12 protein-coding genes are annotated in these 22,336 nt (G+C 38.3%); 10 read left to right on the top strand and 2 right to left on the bottom strand.

Annotated features, from left to right (window positions below; all coding sequences use genetic code 11):
* Window positions 1-137: 137 nt before the first annotated feature.
* Window positions 138-1,094 (top strand): alpha/beta fold hydrolase, encoded by a 957-nt coding sequence (locus H4J76_RS03635; protein WP_220465247.1) that lies wholly within the window; start codon window positions 138-140, stop codon window positions 1,092-1,094.
* A 25-nt stretch (window positions 1,095-1,119) separates the two neighbouring features.
* On the opposite strand, the gene H4J76_RS03630 is transcribed toward H4J76_RS03635, so the two are convergent.
* Window positions 1,120-1,809: a hypothetical protein gene (locus H4J76_RS03630; RefSeq protein ID WP_182214887.1), complete on the bottom strand. Its 690-nt coding sequence runs from the start codon at window positions 1,807-1,809 to the stop codon at window positions 1,120-1,122.
* 631 nt (window positions 1,810-2,440) lie between these two features.
* Between H4J76_RS03630 and mgtE the strand changes: the two genes are divergently transcribed.
* From mgtE to H4J76_RS03615, 3 genes are all read left to right on the top strand, one after another.
* Window positions 2,441-3,796 carry a magnesium transporter gene (gene mgtE / locus H4J76_RS03625; protein ID WP_182214888.1) on the top strand — a complete coding sequence of 452 codons (1,356 nt, stop codon included), beginning with the start codon at window positions 2,441-2,443 and terminating at the stop codon, window positions 3,794-3,796.
* Window positions 3,797-4,144: 348 nt separating this feature from the next.
* Complete coding sequence (locus H4J76_RS03620; protein WP_157470793.1) at window positions 4,145-4,987, top strand: phospholipase A; 843 nt, start codon at window positions 4,145-4,147, stop codon at window positions 4,985-4,987.
* Window positions 4,988-5,163: 176 nt separating this feature from the next.
* Entirely contained in the window at window positions 5,164-6,903 is a 1,740-nt protein-coding gene (locus tag H4J76_RS03615; RefSeq protein ID WP_182214890.1) for a nitrilase-related carbon-nitrogen hydrolase, read from the top strand.
* A gap of 67 nt (window positions 6,904-6,970) precedes the next feature.
* Here H4J76_RS03615 and H4J76_RS03610 read toward each other — a convergent pair whose 3' ends face one another.
* Complete coding sequence (locus tag H4J76_RS03610; RefSeq protein WP_182214891.1) at window positions 6,971-8,797, bottom strand: glycoside hydrolase family 3 protein; 1,827 nt, start codon at window positions 8,795-8,797, stop codon at window positions 6,971-6,973.
* A 536-nt stretch (window positions 8,798-9,333) separates the two neighbouring features.
* Here H4J76_RS03610 and H4J76_RS03605 point away from each other — a divergent pair.
* The 6 genes from H4J76_RS03605 (at window position 9,334) to H4J76_RS03580 (ending at window position 22,220) form a co-directional block, all read left to right on the top strand.
* Window positions 9,334-10,842, top strand: coding sequence for an MFS transporter (locus H4J76_RS03605; protein ID WP_182214893.1), 1,509 nt, complete (start codon window positions 9,334-9,336; stop codon window positions 10,840-10,842).
* Between the two features lie 467 nt (window positions 10,843-11,309).
* The gene (locus tag H4J76_RS20135; protein WP_182214895.1) at window positions 11,310-14,561 is read left to right on the top strand and encodes a di-heme oxidoredictase family protein; all 3,252 of its coding nucleotides are present in this window, start codon (window positions 11,310-11,312) and stop codon (window positions 14,559-14,561) included.
* A gap of 68 nt (window positions 14,562-14,629) precedes the next feature.
* Window positions 14,630-16,084 (top strand): glycoside hydrolase family 16 protein, encoded by a 1,455-nt coding sequence (locus tag H4J76_RS03595; protein ID WP_259364598.1) that lies wholly within the window; start codon window positions 14,630-14,632, stop codon window positions 16,082-16,084.
* Between the two features lie 242 nt (window positions 16,085-16,326).
* Complete coding sequence (locus H4J76_RS03590) at window positions 16,327-17,274, top strand: class I SAM-dependent methyltransferase (RefSeq protein WP_182214897.1); 948 nt, start codon at window positions 16,327-16,329, stop codon at window positions 17,272-17,274.
* Window positions 17,275-17,687: 413 nt separating this feature from the next.
* A complete protein-coding gene (locus H4J76_RS03585; RefSeq protein WP_182214899.1) occupies window positions 17,688-18,266 on the top strand; it encodes a DNA-J related domain-containing protein in 579 nt (192 codons plus the stop codon).
* 348 nt (window positions 18,267-18,614) lie between these two features.
* Window positions 18,615-22,220: a response regulator gene (locus tag H4J76_RS03580; protein ID WP_182214901.1), complete on the top strand. Its 3,606-nt coding sequence runs from the start codon at window positions 18,615-18,617 to the stop codon at window positions 22,218-22,220.
* The last annotated feature ends 116 nt before the right edge of the window (window positions 22,221-22,336 follow it).

The raw sequence follows: 22,336 nt of genomic DNA, 5'->3' as shown, positions 1-22,336 counted from the left end.
ACAACTTATCATTATGGCGTTGTTAGCGTTTGGATATTTACCCGGGATGATTATTCATTGTAGCTGATACTGATAGAATAAATTCAGCTACAATCAATCTTCATCAACAATATATAGAGAAAAAGGCCAATAATCTCTTGAGAATTTTAAAAATCAGTCTGTTTATACTACTAAGCGTAGTCGTTTTATTTGCCAGTTATCTTTATGTTAATCAAGCACCTGATAAGTCTGTCGCTGAACTCAGCAAGCGCTGGGCTGCTGAGCCATCACAATTTATGCAGATTGCTGGTATGAATATACATTTTAGAGATGAAGGACCAAAGTCTGATGAAGATCCTATTGTCTTAATTCATGGTACGAGCGCGTCATTACATACATGGGATGGCTGGGTTGACCAACTAAAAACACAACGCAGAGTTATTCGCTTTGATTTACCTGCCTTTGGTCTAACCGGCCCCGATCCTAAAAATAATTATACTATTGAACATTATGCTGAAGTTGTTATTGCTGTGTTAGATAAGTTAAAGGTTAAAAAAAGTGTATTAGCAGGTAACTCTTTAGGCGGGTATATTGCTTGGGCTACCGCAGTGTTATATCCAGAGCGAGTCTCTCAAATAATTTTAGTCGACGCGAGTGGCTATCCTTTTAAGTCTGAATCTTTACCCTTAGCCTTTAAATTGTCTAAAAATCCGATAACGAGCCGGTTATTAAAAAACGTTTTACCTAAATCTTTGGTGAAAAAAAGTGTTGAGAATGTTTATGGAAACCCTGACTTAGTCACCAGTGAATTAGTTGACAGATACTATGATTTGACGCTTCGTGAAGGAAATCGTAACGCTCTAAAAGAACGCTTTAAGCAGACGGTCCCCGGGGATTTAGCCAAAAAGATCTCAACAATAAATGTACCAACGCTTATCATTTGGGGAAGAAAAGATAAGCTCATCCCCATCAAGCTTGCGATGAAATTTAAGAAAGATATTATCAACAGTCAATTAGTTGTCTTTGATGATTTAGGGCATGTACCTCACGAAGAAAACCCTCAGGCAACAGTATTAGTTGTTAAACAATTTTTACAAGATAACAAGTCTCAATAATCATTGCGATAACGCCAACTGGAATTTAGTGTAAGCCATTAACGATATCGTTAATGGCTTTTTTGTAGTAGATGGCGACCAAGATAAGACGTTGTAGCTCACTGTCAAAGTGCTTATCTTGACGAGAACATAATTCAGCAAGCACTTTAATTACCTTTGAGTAGTTGGTTGTGGCTAAGGGCTGTTGTTTACTTTCGATCTCTATTAAGGCCAATAATGCGGTAAGTTCGTGCGGCGCTAGCGAAATTAAATTTTGATTAGTCGATAAATAAACTTCAATGGGAGTTAAGTTTTCGTGGTCACGCTGGCAGAGTGCATCACGTAAGGTATTATTGCTGCCAAATAACATCATTGAACGTAAATAAATAAAGGGTGGGGTACTGGCGACTGCTTTATTGCCAGCGAATAAATAATGTAAAGCATTGCGCTGTCTGCGATCTGTTTTTGTAAAGTTGTCTTGTACCTGAAGGGCAGGGGTAAAAAAACTCAATGTGTCGTTGGTTTTAATTTGTGCGATAAGCGCAACAGGTAAAATTTTACTGGCTATTAATGTCGTGGTTAATTGTTGATAAAAATCAAACGATGCGACTTGCGCTATTCCTTGTTGAAATAGATAAGCTAATTGAATGATATTTTCCGACTCACTTGAAGCTAAATAATGTTGGCGTAAATCATTATCGTCATCTGCTGACAATAAAGCGATGAATGTCTGCATATTTTCCTTCATTGTAACCCTTGTTTAATACAAATAATTGGCTCAGTGTATACTCTAATTGTTTTGTTGTGTGGTATTTTAAAATAATAAAATTATTGCAGTCATTATCATTTGGTAAGCCAAGTAATTAAAAACCTCAGGCGATATTTAAACGTTATTATTACTAGGCCTATTGACGATTTGTAGGTGTTAGCTTACCGGTTAGCATTACTGGCACTCAGTGTTTACATTAAGGCTTTCTATAACAAGAAATAGAGAAAGCCTTACTTCTATCTATTATTTAAAGGCTAAAAAGTGGTGGTCCAGTAAAGTTAGCAAATGGTACAATTTTAATGTTTTTATAAGGCCAATGCACTGCTTTGTCTACATTATTATATGCATATTGTTAAAATTATTTTTGTCCTCGTTATTTTAATATCTAGTGACTGGCTAGCGCTTTTAGCGATGACTTATTGTTAAGCGCCTAAAGTAAGTGTTTTATTTACATAAATTTAGCCGGGCTTTTCAAGCAATAGCTTGACCTATTAATAAGCCTTGATGTCAGTGGTGATTGCGACTAAATTACGCTCAAGCAACTTGCTAAGCACGCCTTTTCCAGTAAATATTGAATTAATCACTATAAGTGGATCCTATGAGCAATACTTTTACCAAACTTGTTAGCCAATTAACGCATTCATTAGAGCAAGAAGACGATCGTGAGCTGTTGATTTCAATAGAGAAATATCATCCGGCTAAATTGGGCCGATTACTCGAATCACTACCCAATAAATATCGCGATGATTTTTGGAGTTTGATCCCGGTTAATTACAAGGGTGAAGTCTTACTCTCAGTGCACCGCGAACTGCGCCAATTTTTGATTAAAAAAACCAGTGAAGCTGATTTACTTAAATGTTTATCGACGCTTCAAATGGATGAGTTAGCCGACATTGATGCTGATTTACCATTACCAGTAGTAAGCGCTATGGTTGAGGCCATGGATAGTCAGCGAAAAGAGCGTTACCAAACAGTGGCCTCTTTTCCTGATAATACAGCCGGCGGTATGATGGATGTTGACGCTACGGCGGTCAGAAAGGATGTTAGTCTTAAAGCCGTCTATCGGTATTTGTGTAAGTTAAGAAAAAAAGAAGGTATGTTGCCCGAACAACTTGACCAACTGGTTGTTGTTGACAGAAATAACAAGGTACAAGGAACCTTATATCTTAGTGACTTGGTTTCAATGGATAATAGCTTGTCGGTTGGCGATGTAATGAAAAACGATGTGCCCTTGATTGATTCGTTACAATCGGCCATTCAGGTTGCACAAATTTTCGAAGACCATGATTTAATCTCTGCGCCAGTTGTAGATGAAAATAATTTTTTGTTGGGTCGAATAACGGTTGATGATGTTATCGATGTGCTAAAACATAATTCAGAGCAGCGTTTATTGGCCTCCGCCGGCCTTAATGAAGAGCTCGATATGTTTGCCCCTGTTTCTCATATTTCTTTTAATCGAGCTATTTGGCTAGGCACCAATTTAATCACCGCCTTTGTGGCCGCTTGGGTCATTGGCTTTTTTGAAGCATCAATAGAACAACTTGTCGCGCTCGCGGTACTCATGCCCGTAGTGGCAAGCATGGGAGGCGTTACAGGTAGCCAAACGTTAACTGTCGTTACTCGTGGTATTGCGCGCGATTTAGTCAGTAGTGCCAATATTGTTTCGCTGACCATTCATGAATTAAAAGTCTCTTTTATTAATGGCATATTATGGGCTGCAGTGGTCTTTTTAATTACAATTTTATGGTATGACGATTGGCAGTTAGGGGGCGTTTTTGCGCTGGCTCTTTTTGTTGTGAGCCTTACCGGTACGCTTTCAGGTGCGCTTATTCCTATAATATTGAAAAAACTGGGTGTAGACCCAGCCATTGCGGGCGGTGTTATTTTAACAACCATAACCGATGCGGTTGGTTTTTTAATCTTTTTAGGGACTGCGACTTATATTTTGATTTAATTAGCCTTGTTTTAATCATCAGCAGAAGGCCAATAAGCCGCACCCTGGTGCTTATGTAAACTACTTTTACAAATAAGTTTGACTGACCCAATTGGATTTACCTGTTATTATCGCTATTATTAACTCTAGTTAACAATGTACTTAATCAACCCCTGTTTAAGTACTTAATAACAAAACAGTGAATGACGAAAAATAAACTGAGCGACTATCACAATGCCTTTAAACATTGATTGATAAGTCGATCCTATACTAAATTTTTATGAGAAATAACACTTGAACAACGTCCATATACCAACAGTTATAACTAAAACCTTATGCTTAATCCTGCTTTTTTTACCTCAGTTATTAATGGCTGAAGAAGTAAGTGTCGCCACAAAAAAAGAAAAATCTATTCTAGAGAAAAGAGAACAAGCGCTTTTGAAAACAACCGCTAACCCCTTTGCTATTTCGCAACATAGATTAAATTACCTACTGCCAGTCTCCTATATTAGTAAACCAGGTACCCGCACGGTTGAAGAGTTAACTAATGATAATGTTGATAATGTAGAGGCTAAATATCAAATTAGCATCAAGTTTCCTATATATTTACCAACGACTGATGCTTCAGGTCTGTACTTTGGTTTTACCGCAGTATCGTATTGGCAATTGTACAACAGTGAGGCATCTAAACCTTTTCGAGAAACAAATTACGAACCTGAATTATTTTACAGTTGGCAACAGAATCACAGCATATTAGGCTTTGAGTTTAATCAAGTTCAGTTTGGCATCAATCATCAATCCAATGGTCAAAGTGGTCTTTCATCGCGCAGTTGGAACCGAGTTTTTGCTTCGTTAGTGTTTAGTGACGAAAGTGCTTTTTATTATATAAAAGCTTGGCATCGACTAGCTGAAGATGAAAAAGAAACACCACTTTCTGTGATTGGTGATGACAATCCAGATATTACAGACTATCTTGGGCATATGGAATTTGGTGTTGGTACTCAGCTAGGCAAATTCAACCTTTTCACTGCGGTGCGAAATAATCTTAAATTGAGTGATAATAAAGGTAGTGTCGAACTAAATCTTTCTTATTCATTGACTGAAGGTTATGACTTCTTGATACAGTACTTTAATGGTTATGGGGATTCACTTATCGACTATGACCGTCATCAACAACGCATTAGTTTGGGTATGCAAATGAAATTTTTATAAGTAACGCAACGTTATAAGGTTTAATCACCTACTATTGCTAACCCCTTAATTGTTAGCCCACCCTTAAGTTTGTCGAAAGTTTGGGCTGCAATGTTTAATAGTATAATATCCCCTCGCTTAAAGTTATGACTTTAAGCTTGCATCACTGCACCAGCCCATTATCCGGAAAAAATATCATGCGAGTCGCCGTTTCTCAATTTGCCACCACTTTGGATGTTCAAGAAAATCAAGTAACCTGCCTGGGTATGATAAATGAGGCGGCCGTCTGTCAGCCAGCACTCATAGTGTTACCTCAATTTTGTAATACACTTTTTTGCCATACCGAACCAGGGTACAAGGACCGTAGTCAGGCTTGGCATCAAGCTTTAGACATTGACGGTCCTTTTTTACTGGCTATTGCAGAACAAGCCAAAAAGCATCACTGCTACATCGTAATTAACGTTACTTTAAGGCGATATGCTGCAAGTAGCTGGTCACCTGAACAAAAAAAGGATGCGATTAAAGCAGGTGTTAGTATAACCACTTGTTTATTTTCGCCGTTTGGGCAACGCCTTGACCAAGTCGATAAACAAAAATTAGAAGGTCATGAAAATGATTTTTTTATTAATGCAAGTCAGGCGTCTACGTTAACTTTAACGCCGCTAGCAAAAATTGGACTGTTAATGGGTAATGACACGATGACCTTTAACACCTCTCGTGAATTAGCTTTGCAAGGTGGGCAATTATTCTGTAATTCAATAAGCACATTTTCCTACGATCAAAGTCACTTACATGACCCAGCTCGAGCGTGTGAAAATAAAGTATTTTTGGCCACAGCAAATAAAATTGGTCGATTGTCAGCAACGGGATCTCTAAGTGGCGCAGGCCAAAGCCAAATAGTTTCTCCTGAGGGTAAAGTACTCGCTAAAATGAACCATAATGAAGCAGGTTTTGTGTTTGCTGATCTTGATTTAGAAAACTCTGCGATAGCACCCAATAACAAATGCCGACCTGATGGCAGCGATGTCTTTATGCAACGACGCCCTGAACTTTATCAAGCGCTAACATTACCGATAAAAAAGGTGGCTAAGCATATGAATAATGACAAGGTTCCCGAAACGGCGAATGTCGCAATATTTGCAACCTATAAGTCTAATGAACAAGCCATTGAAGATGTTTGTTTTTACATTGAAAACAACCTCAGTGATATTATTCAATTGCCTGAGTTATTTTTTATTGCAGATAAAACCATAACGAATAATGCTGAGCAACTCGCCGATATAGCCTCTTTGAGTAAACAACTCATTATACAAATCAGCTCAGTACTGAGACCTTTTCAATATGTGTGTACTAGTTTAGTGATTGATGGCGCACATCAGGCGGTGTTAATAAGCGAACAGGGTTTATTGGCAAAACAGCAGCAATTACACTTTTGCCAACGATACCAGTGGACACCACTTGGAGATGCGTTAACTCTTGTAGAATTACCGTTAGAGCAAGGTAATATCAAGCTTGTTATGCTAACAGCTGATGATGCAACCATACCTGAAATAGTTAACGTAGCGGCGTTGAATCAAGTTCACTTATTACTGGTGCCTTTTGAAATTCAAGAGCCAGGTGAGGTTGAATATTGCTTGTTATCGCGTGCCGCAGAAAATAGAATTTGTATTCTTGCCGCGAGTCGTGAACAGAGCTTCGCTGCGGGCTGCTTATCGGTCGATTCACATAGTGATAACGCCAATAAAAATGCCAATAAAAAGAAACAAAAACTACAAAAGTCCACGGGGTTTATTGCCAATTTAAGCTCAGGCGCTACCTTAATATCTGAACGCATGTCAGCTAAATTTACTGGCTATATTAATCAACCATTGGTTAAACACCAACAGGGAAAAATTACCAAAGCATTAGTCCATCCTATTGCCAGTTGCTCTAAGTGATGGTGGGTGCTCACTAAGTGTGAATGCACTATCATCGTAGGATTTATTGCCAGTGAATATCATTATTTTATTTTTTGTAACGTAAACCATAACCGATGGGGAAGAGTGGTTTGGTGTTATTTTTCTTCTTTTCTGCTGAGGTTTTTTTGGGCCAAGAAAAAGACAGCTTTCCCTGAAAGTTAAACTCGCCAAAGAGCATGTCACTAACACCTTGGCCTTCCGAGCCAGGAAGCCAAGCAGCAATGAATGCTGCTGACTTATCTAATTCGTCATTAATGATTAATGTTCTCCCTGAGATCAAAATAACAACCAGGGGTATGCCCTTATCACTAATATCTTTTATCAATAGATAGTCTTCTGGGTGTAACTGTTTTAATGCTAGTGAGTTGCCATAGGGCGCTGAAATATTTACTTGACCGTTTATTTGTGATCCTGCCTCTATTATAAGGTTTTCACAATCTCTGATATCACCATGGCCTTCTGCATAAGGGTACTCACCGATCACCACCACAGCGATATCATGATCTTTTGCCGATATTGCTGAAACATCACTATCACGCCTTAATACCGCATTGGGCGCAACCGCTGAAATACCTTGCCAGACAGAAGTGGCTCCTTCAAATTGATCGTTTCCTGATACACCTTGCCAATCAATGGTAAACCCTCCGCACTGATGACCGATATTATCAGCATTCTTACCCGTAACTAAAATTCGAGCCTGCTTTTTTAAAGGCAGTGTGTTTTTCTTGTTTTTTAACAGCACAAGTGACTTTCTGACCGCTTCTCGTGCAATATTCCTATGCGCACTAGCACCAAAACTAACATTATTTGCCCAAATCCTTTCACTGGGACGAGGCGAATTAAATAATCCGCTGGCAAACTTTACTGACAATATCCGGCGGACGGCGTCATTAATTCTTGATATAGGCACAGTTCCTAATTCAACATGGTTATGAAGATGGTGAATAAATTGCTGCCAGTTTTCGGGGAGCATAAACATATCGATGCCAGCATTAACGCCTTGAGCAACCGCGAGATAAAAATCATCACAGAGGTAATCAATACCATTCATGTCAGAAACAATGAAACCAGAAAAATTCAATTGTTGTTTTAGTACATCCGTGAGCAGATACTTATGGCCATGGCACTTGTTGCCATTCCAACTATTAAATGACGCCATAACTGTCATTGCCCCCGCTTTTAAAGCGATTATGTAGGGGCTAATATGGGTATTGTTGAGTTCTTGCCAAGAAATATTAGCATCACCTTGGTCAATACCATGCGTTGTAGCTCCATCGCCAACCCAATGTTTGACACAAGCGATAACGCCTTCACCAGCAAGCTTTCCATGAAGACCGTTGATAATTTCACTTGCGTATTGATTAATTAATTCTGGGGTTTGAGCGTAGCTTTCATAGCTGCGACCCCATTGAATATTTTGTGCAACAGCTAGGTTGGGTGCAAAGACCCAATCGACGCCACTCGCTAATACCTCTTTTCGTGTTACTTGTGCAATACGTGCTATTAAATCAGCATCGGCGGCAGCACCTAAACCGATATTGTGTGGGAAAATTGTTGCTCCCTTAAGATTATTGTGACCATGTATGGCATCAACACCATAGAGTAAGGGGATTGCTAAATGATTTTCGTCACTAACCATTGATGCTTGCCAATAGCTATCGGTTGTTTTTAGCCAACTGTTAAGATCATTATTTTCGGGTAATGAACCTGCGCCACTCAATACCGAACCTAAATGGTACTTTCTGACATCATCGGGCGTACAGCTCAGTCGTTCAGCTTGGGTCATTTGTCCAATTTTTTGTGCTAATGTCATTTTTGACATTAGCTCATCAACTTGTTCCTTTATTGACGGCTGACTAAGTAGTGGCTGCATAGTATTGAGTTATCCTGACATTATTTAATTTCTTCATTTTGCCAATTTTATTTTAATGTCATTTGAGTGAGCTAAGCAGGCACGTAAAACGCTATATCTAGATCCTTAGCGTTGCTTAGTTGCTGACAAATATTTACAGGTATTACATCTCTCAAATGAAATTAAAAATATAAATTTAAACGGTTAATTAACCTTAGCCATATTATTTATAAATTAGTTTACTTTAACAGACTATTACGAATGTAAATTGATACAACTAAAATACGGTAGGGTGGACTTATTTCGAGGTTATTGGGATTTTATCAATTTTTCAGTAAATACTTTTATTGGACTATTGAGCTAGTAGAAAAAATTATATCAATTTAAAAAGCTCATTGTGACCATTTCATCGCCCCACAATGACCGACTCATCGTTTTTATATTGTTTAAGATTTACAATTATATAGTGTCAAATGACATTTATAATTGAAACCTTTCACTAAATTTTAATTAGGCTAAAGTTTCATTCAATAATCATTTTAACGGAATAGCGCTTTATGAGTACGCAAGAACATTATCAAACCGCGACTGAAGATAAAATTTCCACACTAAGAAAAATTATCTATGGCTTCGGCGCTTTCGTAAATAACTTATTAGGTGCGGCAATTGGTACTATGACCATAGTGCTTAACTTGGGTTTAGGTATGAATCCAGCTTTAGTGGGTTTGTTAGGTGCATTACCTCGTTTGGTCGATGCCTTTACCGATCCGCTAATGGGGTATATTTCCGATCACACAAGATCAAAGTGGGGTCGACGCAGACCTTATATATTTTGGGGCGCTATTGTCGCAGGTATTACTTTTGCCTTGTTATGGCAATTACCGAGAGGCCAGAGTGAAGAATTTTACTTTTGGTTCTTTTTAATTGGTTCTATCATTTTTTATCTAGCCTATACTATTTTTGCAACACCTTGGGTCGCATTAGGCTATGAATTAACGCCTGATTATCATGAACGTACCAGCATCATGGCTGTGCAGAATTTTATGGGCCAATTTGCTTGGTTATTTGCACCTTGGTTCTTACTGTTTATGCAAAATGAATCGCTGTTTAGCGATATGATTGAAGGCGCCAGTTGGTTGGCCGTCATTATTGGGCTATTTACTATTATTGTTGGTATTTTACCGGCAATATTTCTTACTGAACGCTTTACACCCATAGCAACTTCAAAAACAATTATTGACCCGAATGCACCACCAGTAAAACCAAGAAGCTTGAGTTATGCCGTTACTGATTTCTTTAAGGGCTTTTTAATTACACTTAAATTTAAGCCTTTCCTTAGTTTATGTGGCGCAACCTTTTTAGTGTTCAACGGCTTTATGATGGTTTCAGCTTTCCAAAGTTACGTGATTATTTATTATGTCTTTGGCGGCGATCAAGCATTAGGTGCTGAATATGTCGGTTGGGCGGGTACGGTGTCATTTATTTCAACGTCTTGTGCTATTTTTATTGTTACTAAATTATCAAGCTGGTTAGGGAAGCGAAATGCTTTTTTCATAACCATTGCCATTTCTATCTTTGGTTATGCACTTAAATGGATTTGTTTTACACCGGATAATCCAATGCTAGTGATTATTCCACCAATATTTTTCTCTTTTGGTTTAGGCGGTTTGTTCACCTTAATGGGATCTATGGTTGCGGATGTCTGTGATCTTGATGAATTGGAAACCGGTGAGCGACGTGAAGGTATGTTTGGCTCAATTTATTGGTGGGTTGTTAAATTAGGCTTGGCAGCGGCGATGGCAGCTGGCGGATTTTTACTTCATGCAACAGGTTTTGATGTCGCGTTAGCTGGAGCCCAATCTGCTGATACACTGTTTTATATGCGCTTAGCTGATGTACTTGTGCCTGTACTTTGTTCGGTGGTTGCTATTTGGATGGTCGCTACTTACCCGATTACTGAGAAAATGGCTCATGATACCCGCAGTAAACTTGAGGCACGTCGAGGAAAAATGGCGGCTGAAGTGAATGACTTAGATGACAGTACTGACGGTGTTACGCCTGCCTAAGGCACTTATAAATTGTATATCTACATAGTTAACTATGTAGATATACAATGAGCTTTATTTTCGTGAGATCTTTATACTTTTATTAAATATGAGTACGAAATAAAATAAATGTAAAAGTTTTTAAGTTATTGTTTTAAATGAAAACAAAGCAAGCTTTTGTGAGGGTGATAACAAAAGTTTATCATTAATACTCGTTCATTTCCTTTATCCACTTCAACTTTTTCTACCCCCCCTTTGACCGTATTTCGATGCTGTTTGGCCAATAATTGTGCTAAAAATAGTCAAGTCTGAACATGACTATTTATAGGATGCTAGACAGTAAGATAATTCAAAAATGCAGAGTTAGCGCTTATTGATATAAGTGCAGCAGTACTGTTTATCTTTTGGGATCGTTATAAACCAAATTATTCATTAAGCTGGTTAATCATTGACTTAATTGAATATTTTAAGAGAAGAATAATAAAATAATGAGCAAATTAACATTAAATCTTAGCGCACTAACAGGAGCTTTAAGTGTTTTTTCAAAAAAAATGCTTTCATTGTTATTACTCAGTACGCTAATAAGTTGTGGAGGTGGGTCAACTCCAACAGAAAAAGAGACTATCAATGTAGATACTGATAATGATGGGGTATTCGACCAAGTCGATTCGTGTCCTAATACATTAGCCAATACCACTGTAGATACGAGTGGTTGCGACATCATTATTGTTAGTGTCGATACGGACAGTGATAATGATGGTGTTAAAGATGCAGATGATACTTGTCCTGAAACTCCAGACAATACAAGGGTAGACAGCTCTGGCTGTGCGGTCATTGAAGAGGTTGTTGATGTGCTTGTTCAAGCAGAAGATTACATCAGCTATTTTGATACCACAGCGAGCAATGAAGGCGGAGCAAGTTACCGTAATGACGCTGTAGATATCGAAGTTACCACTGATGTGGGCGGCGGTTACAATATTGGTTATACCCAAGCAACAGAATGGCTAGAATACCCGGTAACCTTAAGTGCTGGGACTTATACCATTAGCAGCCGTGTGGCTTCAGATTCAGGCGGTGGTAATTATACGCTGTCGATAAATGGCAATACAATTGGTAGTGACAATGTTGCTAGCACGGGGGGATGGCAAACCTTTGAAACCCAGGTGGTTAATTCGTTTTTAACGACGAGCGGTACTTTTACCTTACGATTAGCGATAAACGCAGGTTCATTCAATATTAATTGGCTGCAAATAACAGCGGTTATTGATGATGATTTAGATGGTATTAGTAACGACCTAGATTTGTGTCCTGATACGCTTGAAAATGCAGAAATTAATGAGGTCGGGTGCGCTGACTCAGATGGTGATGGCGTATTTAATAATCTGGATAATTGTCCAGATACACCTATCGGGACCTTTGTGGATTTTCTCGGCTGTGAAGCCGTAGAACAGTTAATTGAAGTGGCGTTTAACAACGATATTCTTGTTGGTGGTGAAGACAGCCAAAAGCCAAGTTTTAGCTTATATACCTTTGATAATGACATTGGATCTGACGGCAGTAATTGCAACGATGGTTGTGCGGTTAATTGGCCTCCGCTTCTAGTGACTGATGGTGTCGCTTCTGGTGTGCCAAATTTATCAATCATTAATCGAAATGATGGCACAACACAAGCTGCCTATCAGGGTAAACCGTTATACTTTTATAAAGGTGACACCGAAAAAGGAACTATTGAAGGTGCGGCTATAGCGGGTTGGAACCTTCAAGAATACGGACTTTTTGGTGATATCGTGCCACTTTATACCTCTAGCACGGCACAAGAACATGCTTTAATTTATGAAACTAATGATGCTGTGGTCACCAAGTTTGCTGACAGAGGACGTGATCGTCATGCTAAAGAAGATCAATTTCAGCAATACGACCATTACCTTTCTCATTATTGGACTCATAGAACAGCACGTTATAAATTCACCGATTATGTGGCTAAAGGCGGCTCATCTATTTTAATTGAATGGGTAACACAATGGCAGCTTGAGGCGTTAGAATTTAGAGCATGGTATTCAGGAATGAATACTGTTGCTGAATACCATGGTAATTATGAGCCTAACGTTGTGACGGTCGGTCACGGTAGTTACGACGACGACCTTGTGCAAACAAGTACAAATGGCGATCAATATAAATATTCAGTAACCATTAATGAGTTTCGCGGACTTAATGGCAGCATAGAAACCCTCAGTATTGGCCAACACATGGAAATTGAAGTCAGTCAGTTTTTATTAGGCGTTCCAGAGGGGCGGTCAAATTATTACGGCACAACTTATCTTTACCAAGTCGGTAAAGGTGGCATGGCTCCTTGGAAAACAGTCGGAGATTTTGATGATAAATCATCAGAGCGTGAAAACTCACATCCTATCGCTAAACAAGGTTGGTTAGGCGGTAATACCACATTACCTTATCAATATACTAATGAACCTAATGACCATTTCATGCAAATGGCGACTAATTTATCAAGTTTAAATGGGCAAGCGTTCGTTTTAGGAAGACGTATTCATCATACCTCTTTTGTTGATGGTAAGCATGATGAAGACCCAGCCAATGGTGTTTTTTCAGAAATGGTAGGTAAGTCAGGTACGCATTTTGTTAATCATAGTTGCGCAAGTTGTCATGAACGTAATGGTAGGGCAGCTCCAGCACCAATTGGCGAGGCATTAGACAAATGGGTCTTTAAAATTGCTGATGCTGATGGTGAACCCGATGCCCAGCGTGGCGATGTTTTACAGCCATCGAATACGGGAAGCGTACAAAGTGAAGGAACGGTAGCTATTGAATCATGGACTGAGGTGAATGGTTTACGTTCACCTAATTATAAGTTTTCAACGGGTACGCCAGAAAAATTCTCAGCACGCATTGCACCTCAACTCGTTGGCCTAGGATTATTAGAAGCAATTCCTGAAGAAACTATTTTAGCGATGGCTGATGTTAATGATGAATTTGCTCCCTTTGGTATTTCAGGTAAAGCGCAAAGTGCTATCGATCCCGAAACCCAAGATATTCGCCTTGGGCGTTTTGGTTGGAAAGCCGCTACATCAAGCATAAAGCATCAAGTTGCGGCAGCGTTTAATACTGATATGGGGGTGATGACCTCTGTACTACCATCACCAGATTGTGGTTCTGCTCAACAAGAAAGAAATGAATGTGGTCATGACCAATCTGAAATAAGCGACCAGCACTTGAACAATTTAGTGAAATACATCGCATTGTTGGGTGTACGAGCGCAACGTGGCCTTGATGATCCTCAGGTACAACAAGGACAAGCGTTATTCTCAAGTATTGGTTGTGTGGATTGTCATACGCAAACATTACAAACCAGTATCTATCACCCGTTTACAGAACTAAGAGATCAAACTATTCATCCTTATACCGACTTACTGTTACATGATATGGGTGAAGGTCTTGCTGACAACTTAGGAGAGGGCAACGCTACAGGGGCTGAATGGCGAACAACACCGCTATGGGGCATAGGTTTGTCGGCTTGCGTTACTGGAGGTGTAGAAAACCCAGTTGGCGGCCAAGGTAATGAAGTTTGTACGCCCGAGCATAGTTATTTGCATGACGGACGTGCGAGAACGATTGATGAAGCAATTCTCTGGCATGGTGGGGAATCAGAAGCTTCTAAAGTTAAGTATGAAGCACTTTCTGATGCTGACGAAGCTTCATTAATAGCCTTTTTAAAATCACTATAAAATCGGCAGCTTATTAAATTGATTATCGATTGATTTAATAAGTTCTTTTAAGAAAAAAGAGAATAATAATGAACCAATATTCAGTTTATCAGTGCAATGTTAATTCAATGCTAAAGAATATCAGCTTTAAAAGTCGACTGTTTTTAATGAGTTTGCTGAGTTTGTTAATAACGACACCTACTATGGCAGGTTGGGAAGTTAACTATATAGATACTTTTTCAGGGGACAGTGTTAATTGGCAAAATTGGACGGCCCAAGTCGATGCCAACTTTAATAATGAAGTTCAATGTTATACCGATGATGATAGTTCCATTGATAAGAACTTTGATGTTTCTAATGGCACCTTAAAAATAATCGCCAGAAAGCAGCAAACTAATTGTGCAGGCTTGAATAATCAATCTAGAGATTGGACCTCCGGTCGAATTAACGGTAAAGATAAACGTGAGTTTCTCTATGGCAGAATAGAGTCAAGAATTCGTTTTCATAACCTTGAAAGGGGGTCTTGGCCGGCGTTTTGGATGTTAGAGAATCGTATCGCTGAAAGCCCCCGTAAAAATGATGATGACTTTGTTAACTGGCCCAACCCAGGTGCTGGCGAGATTGATGTCTGGGAATGGTTTGCCAATAGTCCTAGCACTTATATAACTAACTTTTTTAATACCGGAGGGGGATCTTGTGGTAGTGAAGTGAGATTCACTTATCCAAATGGCGCTAATGATGTACTCGATTGGCATGATTACGCCATTGAATGGGATGAAAACAACATATCATTTTATATGGATGATACCTTAGTTACTTCGCATAATGTATCGAATTGTCCACAATATAAAGAACCGATGTTTGTTTTACTCAATGTTGCTATGGGGGGAAATCTAGGTGGGGCGATAGACCCAAGTCTGCGTAAAGTAACCATGGAAGTGGATTATTTGGCGCATTGTACTGCTACCAATCAAAATAATGCCCAGCGCTGTAATGAAAATACGCCCGCTGTTTATGCTGATGATGATAATGACGGCATAGAGAACAACCTTGATCAGTGTCCAAATACTCCATCAGGAGAAAGTGTTGATGAAAAGGGCTGTTTCGAAGAGATGGTTAATATATCTCCTGAAGTTTCTTTGTCGATAACACAGAATAATGTGGCTGTGTCATCAGTTGATATTAGCGTAGGTTTAGTCACAATATCTGCTAACGCCACCGATGAAAATGCTGACGATATCCTTTCTTATGTTTGGCTTATATCCGGTACTATTCCATCACCTATTATCGACGGTGGTCTTGTTAGTTTTGATCCCTCTTCTATGGCCGGCGGGAATTCATATCAAGTAGACTTGACCGTAACTGACAACGGTAACCCAAGACTTTCAGTAAGCAACACTATTAAATTTAGCGTTAACAACATGCCGCTTGACACTGGTGATGATAAGAGGGAAAAAAGTAGTGGTGGTTTATTCAGTTATTTACTACTGCTGATGTTGATAGTATTTAGGCAGAAGTATCTTAAACAAAATATGTTCAATTAGGAGAACTTTTAATAACAAGGTTGATTTATTAGGATATCAGTATTAACACCGGCAGTGGTTAGTTATAATATTGATTGAATAAGTTGCTGATGCAGCATTATATTATTTTATTTATTTGATGTTCTGCTTTCAAAGTAACTCGTGCTGACAAGTTTTAAGCGATAGTGTGTTCTTTGTTAACTTATTATCTAACGAATATAGACAATCCACACTAGAAATATACCTAAGGGCAGGACATAGATTTGACTATAAAGTGGCAAGATCTCATCGAAAAAGCATGGAATGATAGAAAAGTCTTAAATGAATCAGATGAATTTGATTCTTGGCGTGTTTTCCATGGTTACACCGAAGGAGCGCCGGGTGTAGTTATTGAAAAATTTGGCACTATGGCCTTGGTCGAATTTAAAGACGATATTCGTGAGGACCTTGATGTAATCAAAGATGCACTATTACAGTGTTTTCCCTTCACGCTTATTATGGCAAAAGGTGATCAAACTCTCGGGTTACGCTTGAAGAATAGAATGTTCTCGCTTCATGGCGATATTGCTGATGCGCCAGAATTTACCAAAGAATACGGGGTCTATTATAGTTTGCTTGCCGATACGATGCATAATTGTGGTTTATATCTGGATGCACGTCCCGTTCGTAAGTGGTTAGCTAATAATAGTGAAGGCCGTCGTGTATTGAATTTATTTTCATTCACGGGCAGTTTGGGTATAGCGGCTTTAAAAGGGAACGCGAAGGCCGCAATTCACCTGGACAGATCGAAAGCGTTATTACCGCGTATTGAAAAAAGCTACGAAAAAAATGCTATGGACTTTGGCACTCGCAGTTTTATAAAGGGTGATATCTATAAGCATTTACCTAAGGCAATAAAAAGTGGTCAGCAGTTCGAAGGCATTATTTTAGATCCACCGCCAACCGTTTATAAATCACCTTATGCAGAGCATCAGCCTAAAGGACAAGATTTTTCTAAATTGGTGAGTATGTGTTCAAAGCTTTTAAGTCAGGGCGGTTGGTTGATTTGTTTATTTCATCGTTATGATGCAACGTGGGATGAGTCAGATGCCGAGATTATTGAATCATCTGGCCATAGTTTGAAAATGTCAGAACGCTTTACCAGTGAGTGTGATTTTCCCGATGATAATGTTGACCGCAAGTTAAGAGTGACTGTATTCGAAAAAATTTAAGATAGATAATACTAACAAGTCATTACTCCTGATATGTGAGAGGCAATGACTTTTTTAATACTTTACTGCTGCACAATAATAAATTGCAGACCTTTGGTGAACAAGGTATACAGAAAATTTTGTGGATTCTTGCTGTCTAGTAGATAAATAGTATCCATAATATCAACAAATCAGTCTAACGCGCCTATCATTAATTTTAGTTATTATTTTTTGACATTACATGTGAGCTATTACTTATTTTCTTGAAAAGAGATGAAAATAGTTTATGTCTTCAATTGCAGGTGTGTTACTAAACTTACCCGCGAGTGATCGCGTAGCCGTTAAGGTAACTTGTCATCAGAAGACAACCGTTTAACGTTAGCTTTTAATTTATCTACTGGCTTAAAAGTATTAAATCAACAAGGAATGAACCCATGACCAATCCTTTGATTATTAACATACTGGGATATTTAAAAAAACAAAACTGTGCTTGTTCCATAATTGATTTAGTCAATCTTTGCCAACAGGATTTTTTGCTACTGATAAAAAAGGATGTTGACCCTCAAATTGCCATATTTCAAAAGAATTTTTTTGTTATGAATGCGCTTTATCAAATTCAACGAGATATTAAAAGTGAGGGTTTTTTACTGACTATTTTTCCATTAGAAATTTGTTTAGTACCAAATCATGCTGCAGCAAAAGGTACCTTGGCTATGCGCGATACTGATCTAGCCCATTACTATTTAAGCTGGTCTAACTTGAATAACATTACCCTTGCAGAAGTGGAGTCACTCTTTTCCCGTTTTTGGCAAAGATACCGTGCAGTAGATAAGGTTGCTGCTGCTCTAACGACGTTAGAGGTAGATAAAAATATTGATTGGTTTGGGATACGTCGGGCCTATCAGAAGAAAATTGCCATTACCCATCCCGATAAAGGTGGCTGCGCGGCGGATTTTATCGAAATTCGTCAAGCTTATGAGGTATTAAGTTGGCGCTATCATCGCAAAGACTAATTTTACGGTTGGTGATATTAAACGACGTGAATAAACTGATATGTGTTGAATTGCAAAAATAGTTTTTAATATCTGTAGTTGGATAGCCAAAGCGCACATTTTAGACGGAGAGGGATGTTAGTGCTGATTGATTTTAAAGCGACTTAGTGCTAAGTTTTGTTGATAGAATGCGCTTGTATAACGATAAGCTTTCTAATCATCAGTTAATGAAATGTGTTCTCAACACACGACTCTATTATGGATATATTACGGGTAATGCTATTGACTGAGAATTATTAATTTCCCGGTAAGATATTCAAGAAAATACTTAACTTATACTAACGACTATGAAGAATAAAAATTAATAATATGAAATTAAGAATTACCTTTTACCTGCTATTAACTTTTGCATTTATTCATAGTTTTCAATCAGTTTCACAAGAGCTGGGTAATGAGCCGTTAGGTGTTATTACTGTTGTTGGCACTGAAGATAACTTGCCCTTTAGTTTTAAGCTTCCCAATGGTAATCCTAGTGGGCTTTATGTTGAGTTTTGGCAGCTCTGGTCTAAAACTAACAATATTCCTATTCGCTTTGTTCTATTACCCTTTGAAGAAAGTATAGCGTTGCTCAAACAAAAGAATACCTTACATGTTGGGCTCTTTAAGAATCAGCAACGACAACAGTGGGCTGATTTTTCCTTACCTATCCATAATGTACAAACCGGTATCATTTATAATCGCTCAATTGACAAAAAATCTAAGCTAAGAGAATTAAGTGATATTAAAATAACCAGTCAATATTTTAGCTTTCAAGAGTCCTACCTTAAGGAAAATTTTGCTAGCTTTGAACAATCAACGTATAAAAACTTTGATGATGCTCTCGAGAAGTTGTTAGATAATGAGGTTCAGGCTGTTGTTGCTGAGTTACCTAATGCCTTTGCACAAATAGCGAAAAAAGGCTTAAGTGGAGTATTCACTATTTCTGAAGAGATTATTGTTTCTAATAATGTCTTTGGGGTGATAGCAAAAGGTCAACCTGAATTATTAGCTAAAATTAATGCTGGTATTGAAAACATGCCCGTTAATAACATTATTGAATTAGAAAAACAGTGGCTCCCCACCTTAAAACCATTTTTTCAAAAATCATCATCTGTTGCTAGTTTAACGGATAACGAAAAAAAATGGCTGTCAGAAAATAATTCTTTTAGTTTGGGGACTGACTCTGCATTTCCTCCTTTTGAATTTAATGATGAATTGGGTGAACATAGCGGAATATCAGCAGATTACATGTTGCATGCAAAACAACAACTACAAATAAATTTAACACCAACAGTAGGTAAGAGTTGGGGGGAAGCGCTAGAGGAATTTAAACTTGGCAATATTGATGTCATGTCTTCAATTTTTTATACAAAAGAAAGAGCTGAATATATTAATTTTACTGAACCCTACTTTGAAATTTCTCTCGTCATTGTTAGCAAGAAAAACGCTTTCTATGCTGAAAGTTTATCGTCATTACAAGGCAGGAAGTTAGGTCTAATTAAAGGCTATGTTTATAATGAATTGATTAGTCGAGATCACCCCAGTATTAAAATTGTAGATGTTTTATCGGTTGAAGACGGACTTAAAAAATTACAGTTGGGTGAAATTGATGCCTTTGTTGATTCTATTGCTGCGATTAATTATGAAATAAACAAAAATAAAATTAATGATCTGATTATTACCTCCTTTACCCCTTATACACTTGAAATATCGATGGCGGTAAGAAAAGGGCTTGAACCTCTTATTCCTATTTTAAATAAAACCTTTGCTGCGATGAATGAAAAAAAACGTTCTGCTATTGCAAATAATTGGTTATCGGTACACGTTCAATCGGGTACTGAATTATCAACCATTCTCGTCTGGGCATTACCGATAGCCTCATTGCTCATTTTGATTATTTTAGTGTTTTTTCGCATGAATAAAAAACTAAAAATAGAAATTGATGCACGAGTGATCAATGAAGAAAAACGCATTACCGCCCAACAAGATTTGGCTGCACAAAAAAAAGCGATGGACGAACATTCGTTGGTCCTTGTCATCGATATTAACGGTATTATTAGCTACGCCAATGATAAGTTTTGCGCCATTACTGGTTACAATCGTAATGAACTCATCGGTAAAAGTCATAGTATTCTCAATGCTAATAACCAATCAAAAAATTATTGGCATAAGATTTTTGCGGCGATTTCTAAGGGGAAATATTGGCATGATGAGGTGCGTATTAAAGCTAAAGAGGGACAATGCTATTGGGTAGACACTACGATTGTACCACTTTACGATAAAAATAAATTACTCAGTGGTTATACTTATATCAGTACTGATATTAGCCATCAAAAAGAGACGATTATTCGCTTAGCTGAAGCCAAAAAACAAGCTGATGTTGCTAATGAATCAAAAACCGCTTTTTTAGCTAACATGAGTCATGAAATCCGCACACCGATGAATGGCGTCATCGGCATGACTAACCTCTTACTTGATACGGCTCTAAATCCAGAACAACACAACTTTGCGAAAACAGTAAAAAATAGTGCCGAGTCATTACTGTGTATTATTAACGATATTCTTGATTATTCAAAAGTTGAAGCGGGAATGTTAGCGCTTGAACCACTTGAATTTGATTTAGAAGTATTGCTCCATGACCTTGCTACCAGTCTCGCTTTTCAAGCGCATAACAAGGGTTTAGAGCTAATTTGTCCGGCTAATATTTTACCCGCTCAGTCATTTATTGCAGACTCTGGGCGTATTCGTCAAATACTCAATAATCTTATCGGTAATGCGATAAAGTTTACAGAGCAAGGCGAGGTTTCAGTACATTGCAAATTACAAGAGCAGACTAATCAGCACACTAAATTACTCTTTGAGATATCTGATACTGGCATTGGTCTAACGTTAGCGGATCAAAACAAGCTATTTGAACGTTTTAGCCAGGCCGATGGTTCAACGACCCGTAAATATGGTGGCACCGGATTGGGGCTATCTATAAGTAAACAATTAGTTGAATTGATGGGCGGCGAGATCGGACTGAAAAGTGTTGACGGAGAAGGCTCTACATTTTGGTTTAGTATAAATATTGCTAATGCTGATAACATGCGACCCAAGAAAATTTATGACAATTTACAGAATCAAAAGATACTGGTGGTTGATGATAATTTAACTAACCGGACTTTGTTAGGTTTATTACTGACCAAGTGGCAAGTCGAGCATACCCTAGTAGATAGTGGAGATAAGGCATTAGAAAAACTGACCCAAGCTAGAATACAAGGAACTCCTTACCATATTGCTATTTTGGATATGCAAATGCCTGAAATGGATGGGCTTCAACTAGCAACTAAGATTAAAGCCGATAGCGATATTTTTTCAACGACTCGTTTATTAATGTTGACCTCACAAGGGCAACGTGGCGATGTCGAAAGATTAAAAGCGGCTGGCTTTAACGGATATCTAAACAAACCTGTTGATCAGTCGATTCTCTACAATACCTTAATGACCATTGCTGGCGTTAATTCCCAACAGCAACCTTTGATCACGGCGTTTAGCGCTCGTGCACTTCCGCAGTTCAAAGCAAGGGTTCTTGTTGTAGAAGACAATGCTATCAATCAAAGAGTTGCACAAGGTTTGTTGAGAAAATTTGGTGTGCAAGTCGACATAGCGGCTAACGGTGAAGAAGCACTAAATTCGTTACAAAACTTACCTTTTGATTTAGTCTTTATGGATTGTCAAATGCCGGTAATGGATGGCTATGAAGCGACTAAAAAAATTCGTCTTCCTCAATCTAAGGTACTTAATAGCAATATTCCGATAATCGCCATGACTGCCAATTCAATGCAAGGTGACCGAGAGAAATGCTTAGCCGTAGGAATGGACGACTTTATTGCTAAACCTGTGAACCCTAACAAGCTACAAGAGGCATTGAAACGCTGGCTACCCGAATATTAAGCGTTCGTTATGCAAGTAGTTAAAAATAACAAGAAAGGTTAGTTTATATTTATCAAAGTCAAAATTAATCTACTCTGTGAAATATTGATATTGACCAAAAATACAATACTTGTCAG

Source organism: Colwellia sp. BRX9-1, assembly GCF_014077195.1.
In the GTDB taxonomy this organism is placed as follows: Bacteria; Pseudomonadota; Gammaproteobacteria; order Enterobacterales; family Alteromonadaceae; genus Colwellia_A.
Note: the sequence above shows the minus strand (reverse complement) of the source record. Positions and strands in the feature narration are given on the sequence as shown.

What these genes read in the sequence shown, in the direction of transcription:
- H4J76_RS03630 (WP_182214887.1), bottom strand. Translation starts at nt 1,809, where the DNA reads ATGCAGACATTCATCGCTTTATTGTCAGCAGATGACGATAATGATTTA.
- mgtE (WP_182214888.1), top strand. Translation starts at nt 2,441, where the DNA reads ATGAGCAATACTTTTACCAAACTTGTTAGCCAATTAACGCATTCATTA.
- H4J76_RS03620 (WP_157470793.1), top strand. Translation starts at nt 4,145, where the DNA reads ATGGCTGAAGAAGTAAGTGTCGCCACAAAAAAAGAAAAATCTATTCTA.
- H4J76_RS03615 (WP_182214890.1), top strand. Translation starts at nt 5,164, where the DNA reads ATGCGAGTCGCCGTTTCTCAATTTGCCACCACTTTGGATGTTCAAGAA.
- H4J76_RS03610 (WP_182214891.1), bottom strand. Translation starts at nt 8,797, where the DNA reads ATGCAGCCACTACTTAGTCAGCCGTCAATAAAGGAACAAGTTGATGAG.
- H4J76_RS03605 (WP_182214893.1), top strand. Translation starts at nt 9,334, where the DNA reads ATGAGTACGCAAGAACATTATCAAACCGCGACTGAAGATAAAATTTCC.
- H4J76_RS20135 (WP_182214895.1), top strand. Translation starts at nt 11,310, where the DNA reads ATGAGCAAATTAACATTAAATCTTAGCGCACTAACAGGAGCTTTAAGT.
- H4J76_RS03595 (WP_259364598.1), top strand. Translation starts at nt 14,630, where the DNA reads ATGAACCAATATTCAGTTTATCAGTGCAATGTTAATTCAATGCTAAAG.
- H4J76_RS03585 (WP_182214899.1), top strand. Translation starts at nt 17,688, where the DNA reads ATGACCAATCCTTTGATTATTAACATACTGGGATATTTAAAAAAACAA.
- H4J76_RS03580 (WP_182214901.1), top strand. Translation starts at nt 18,615, where the DNA reads ATGAAATTAAGAATTACCTTTTACCTGCTATTAACTTTTGCATTTATT.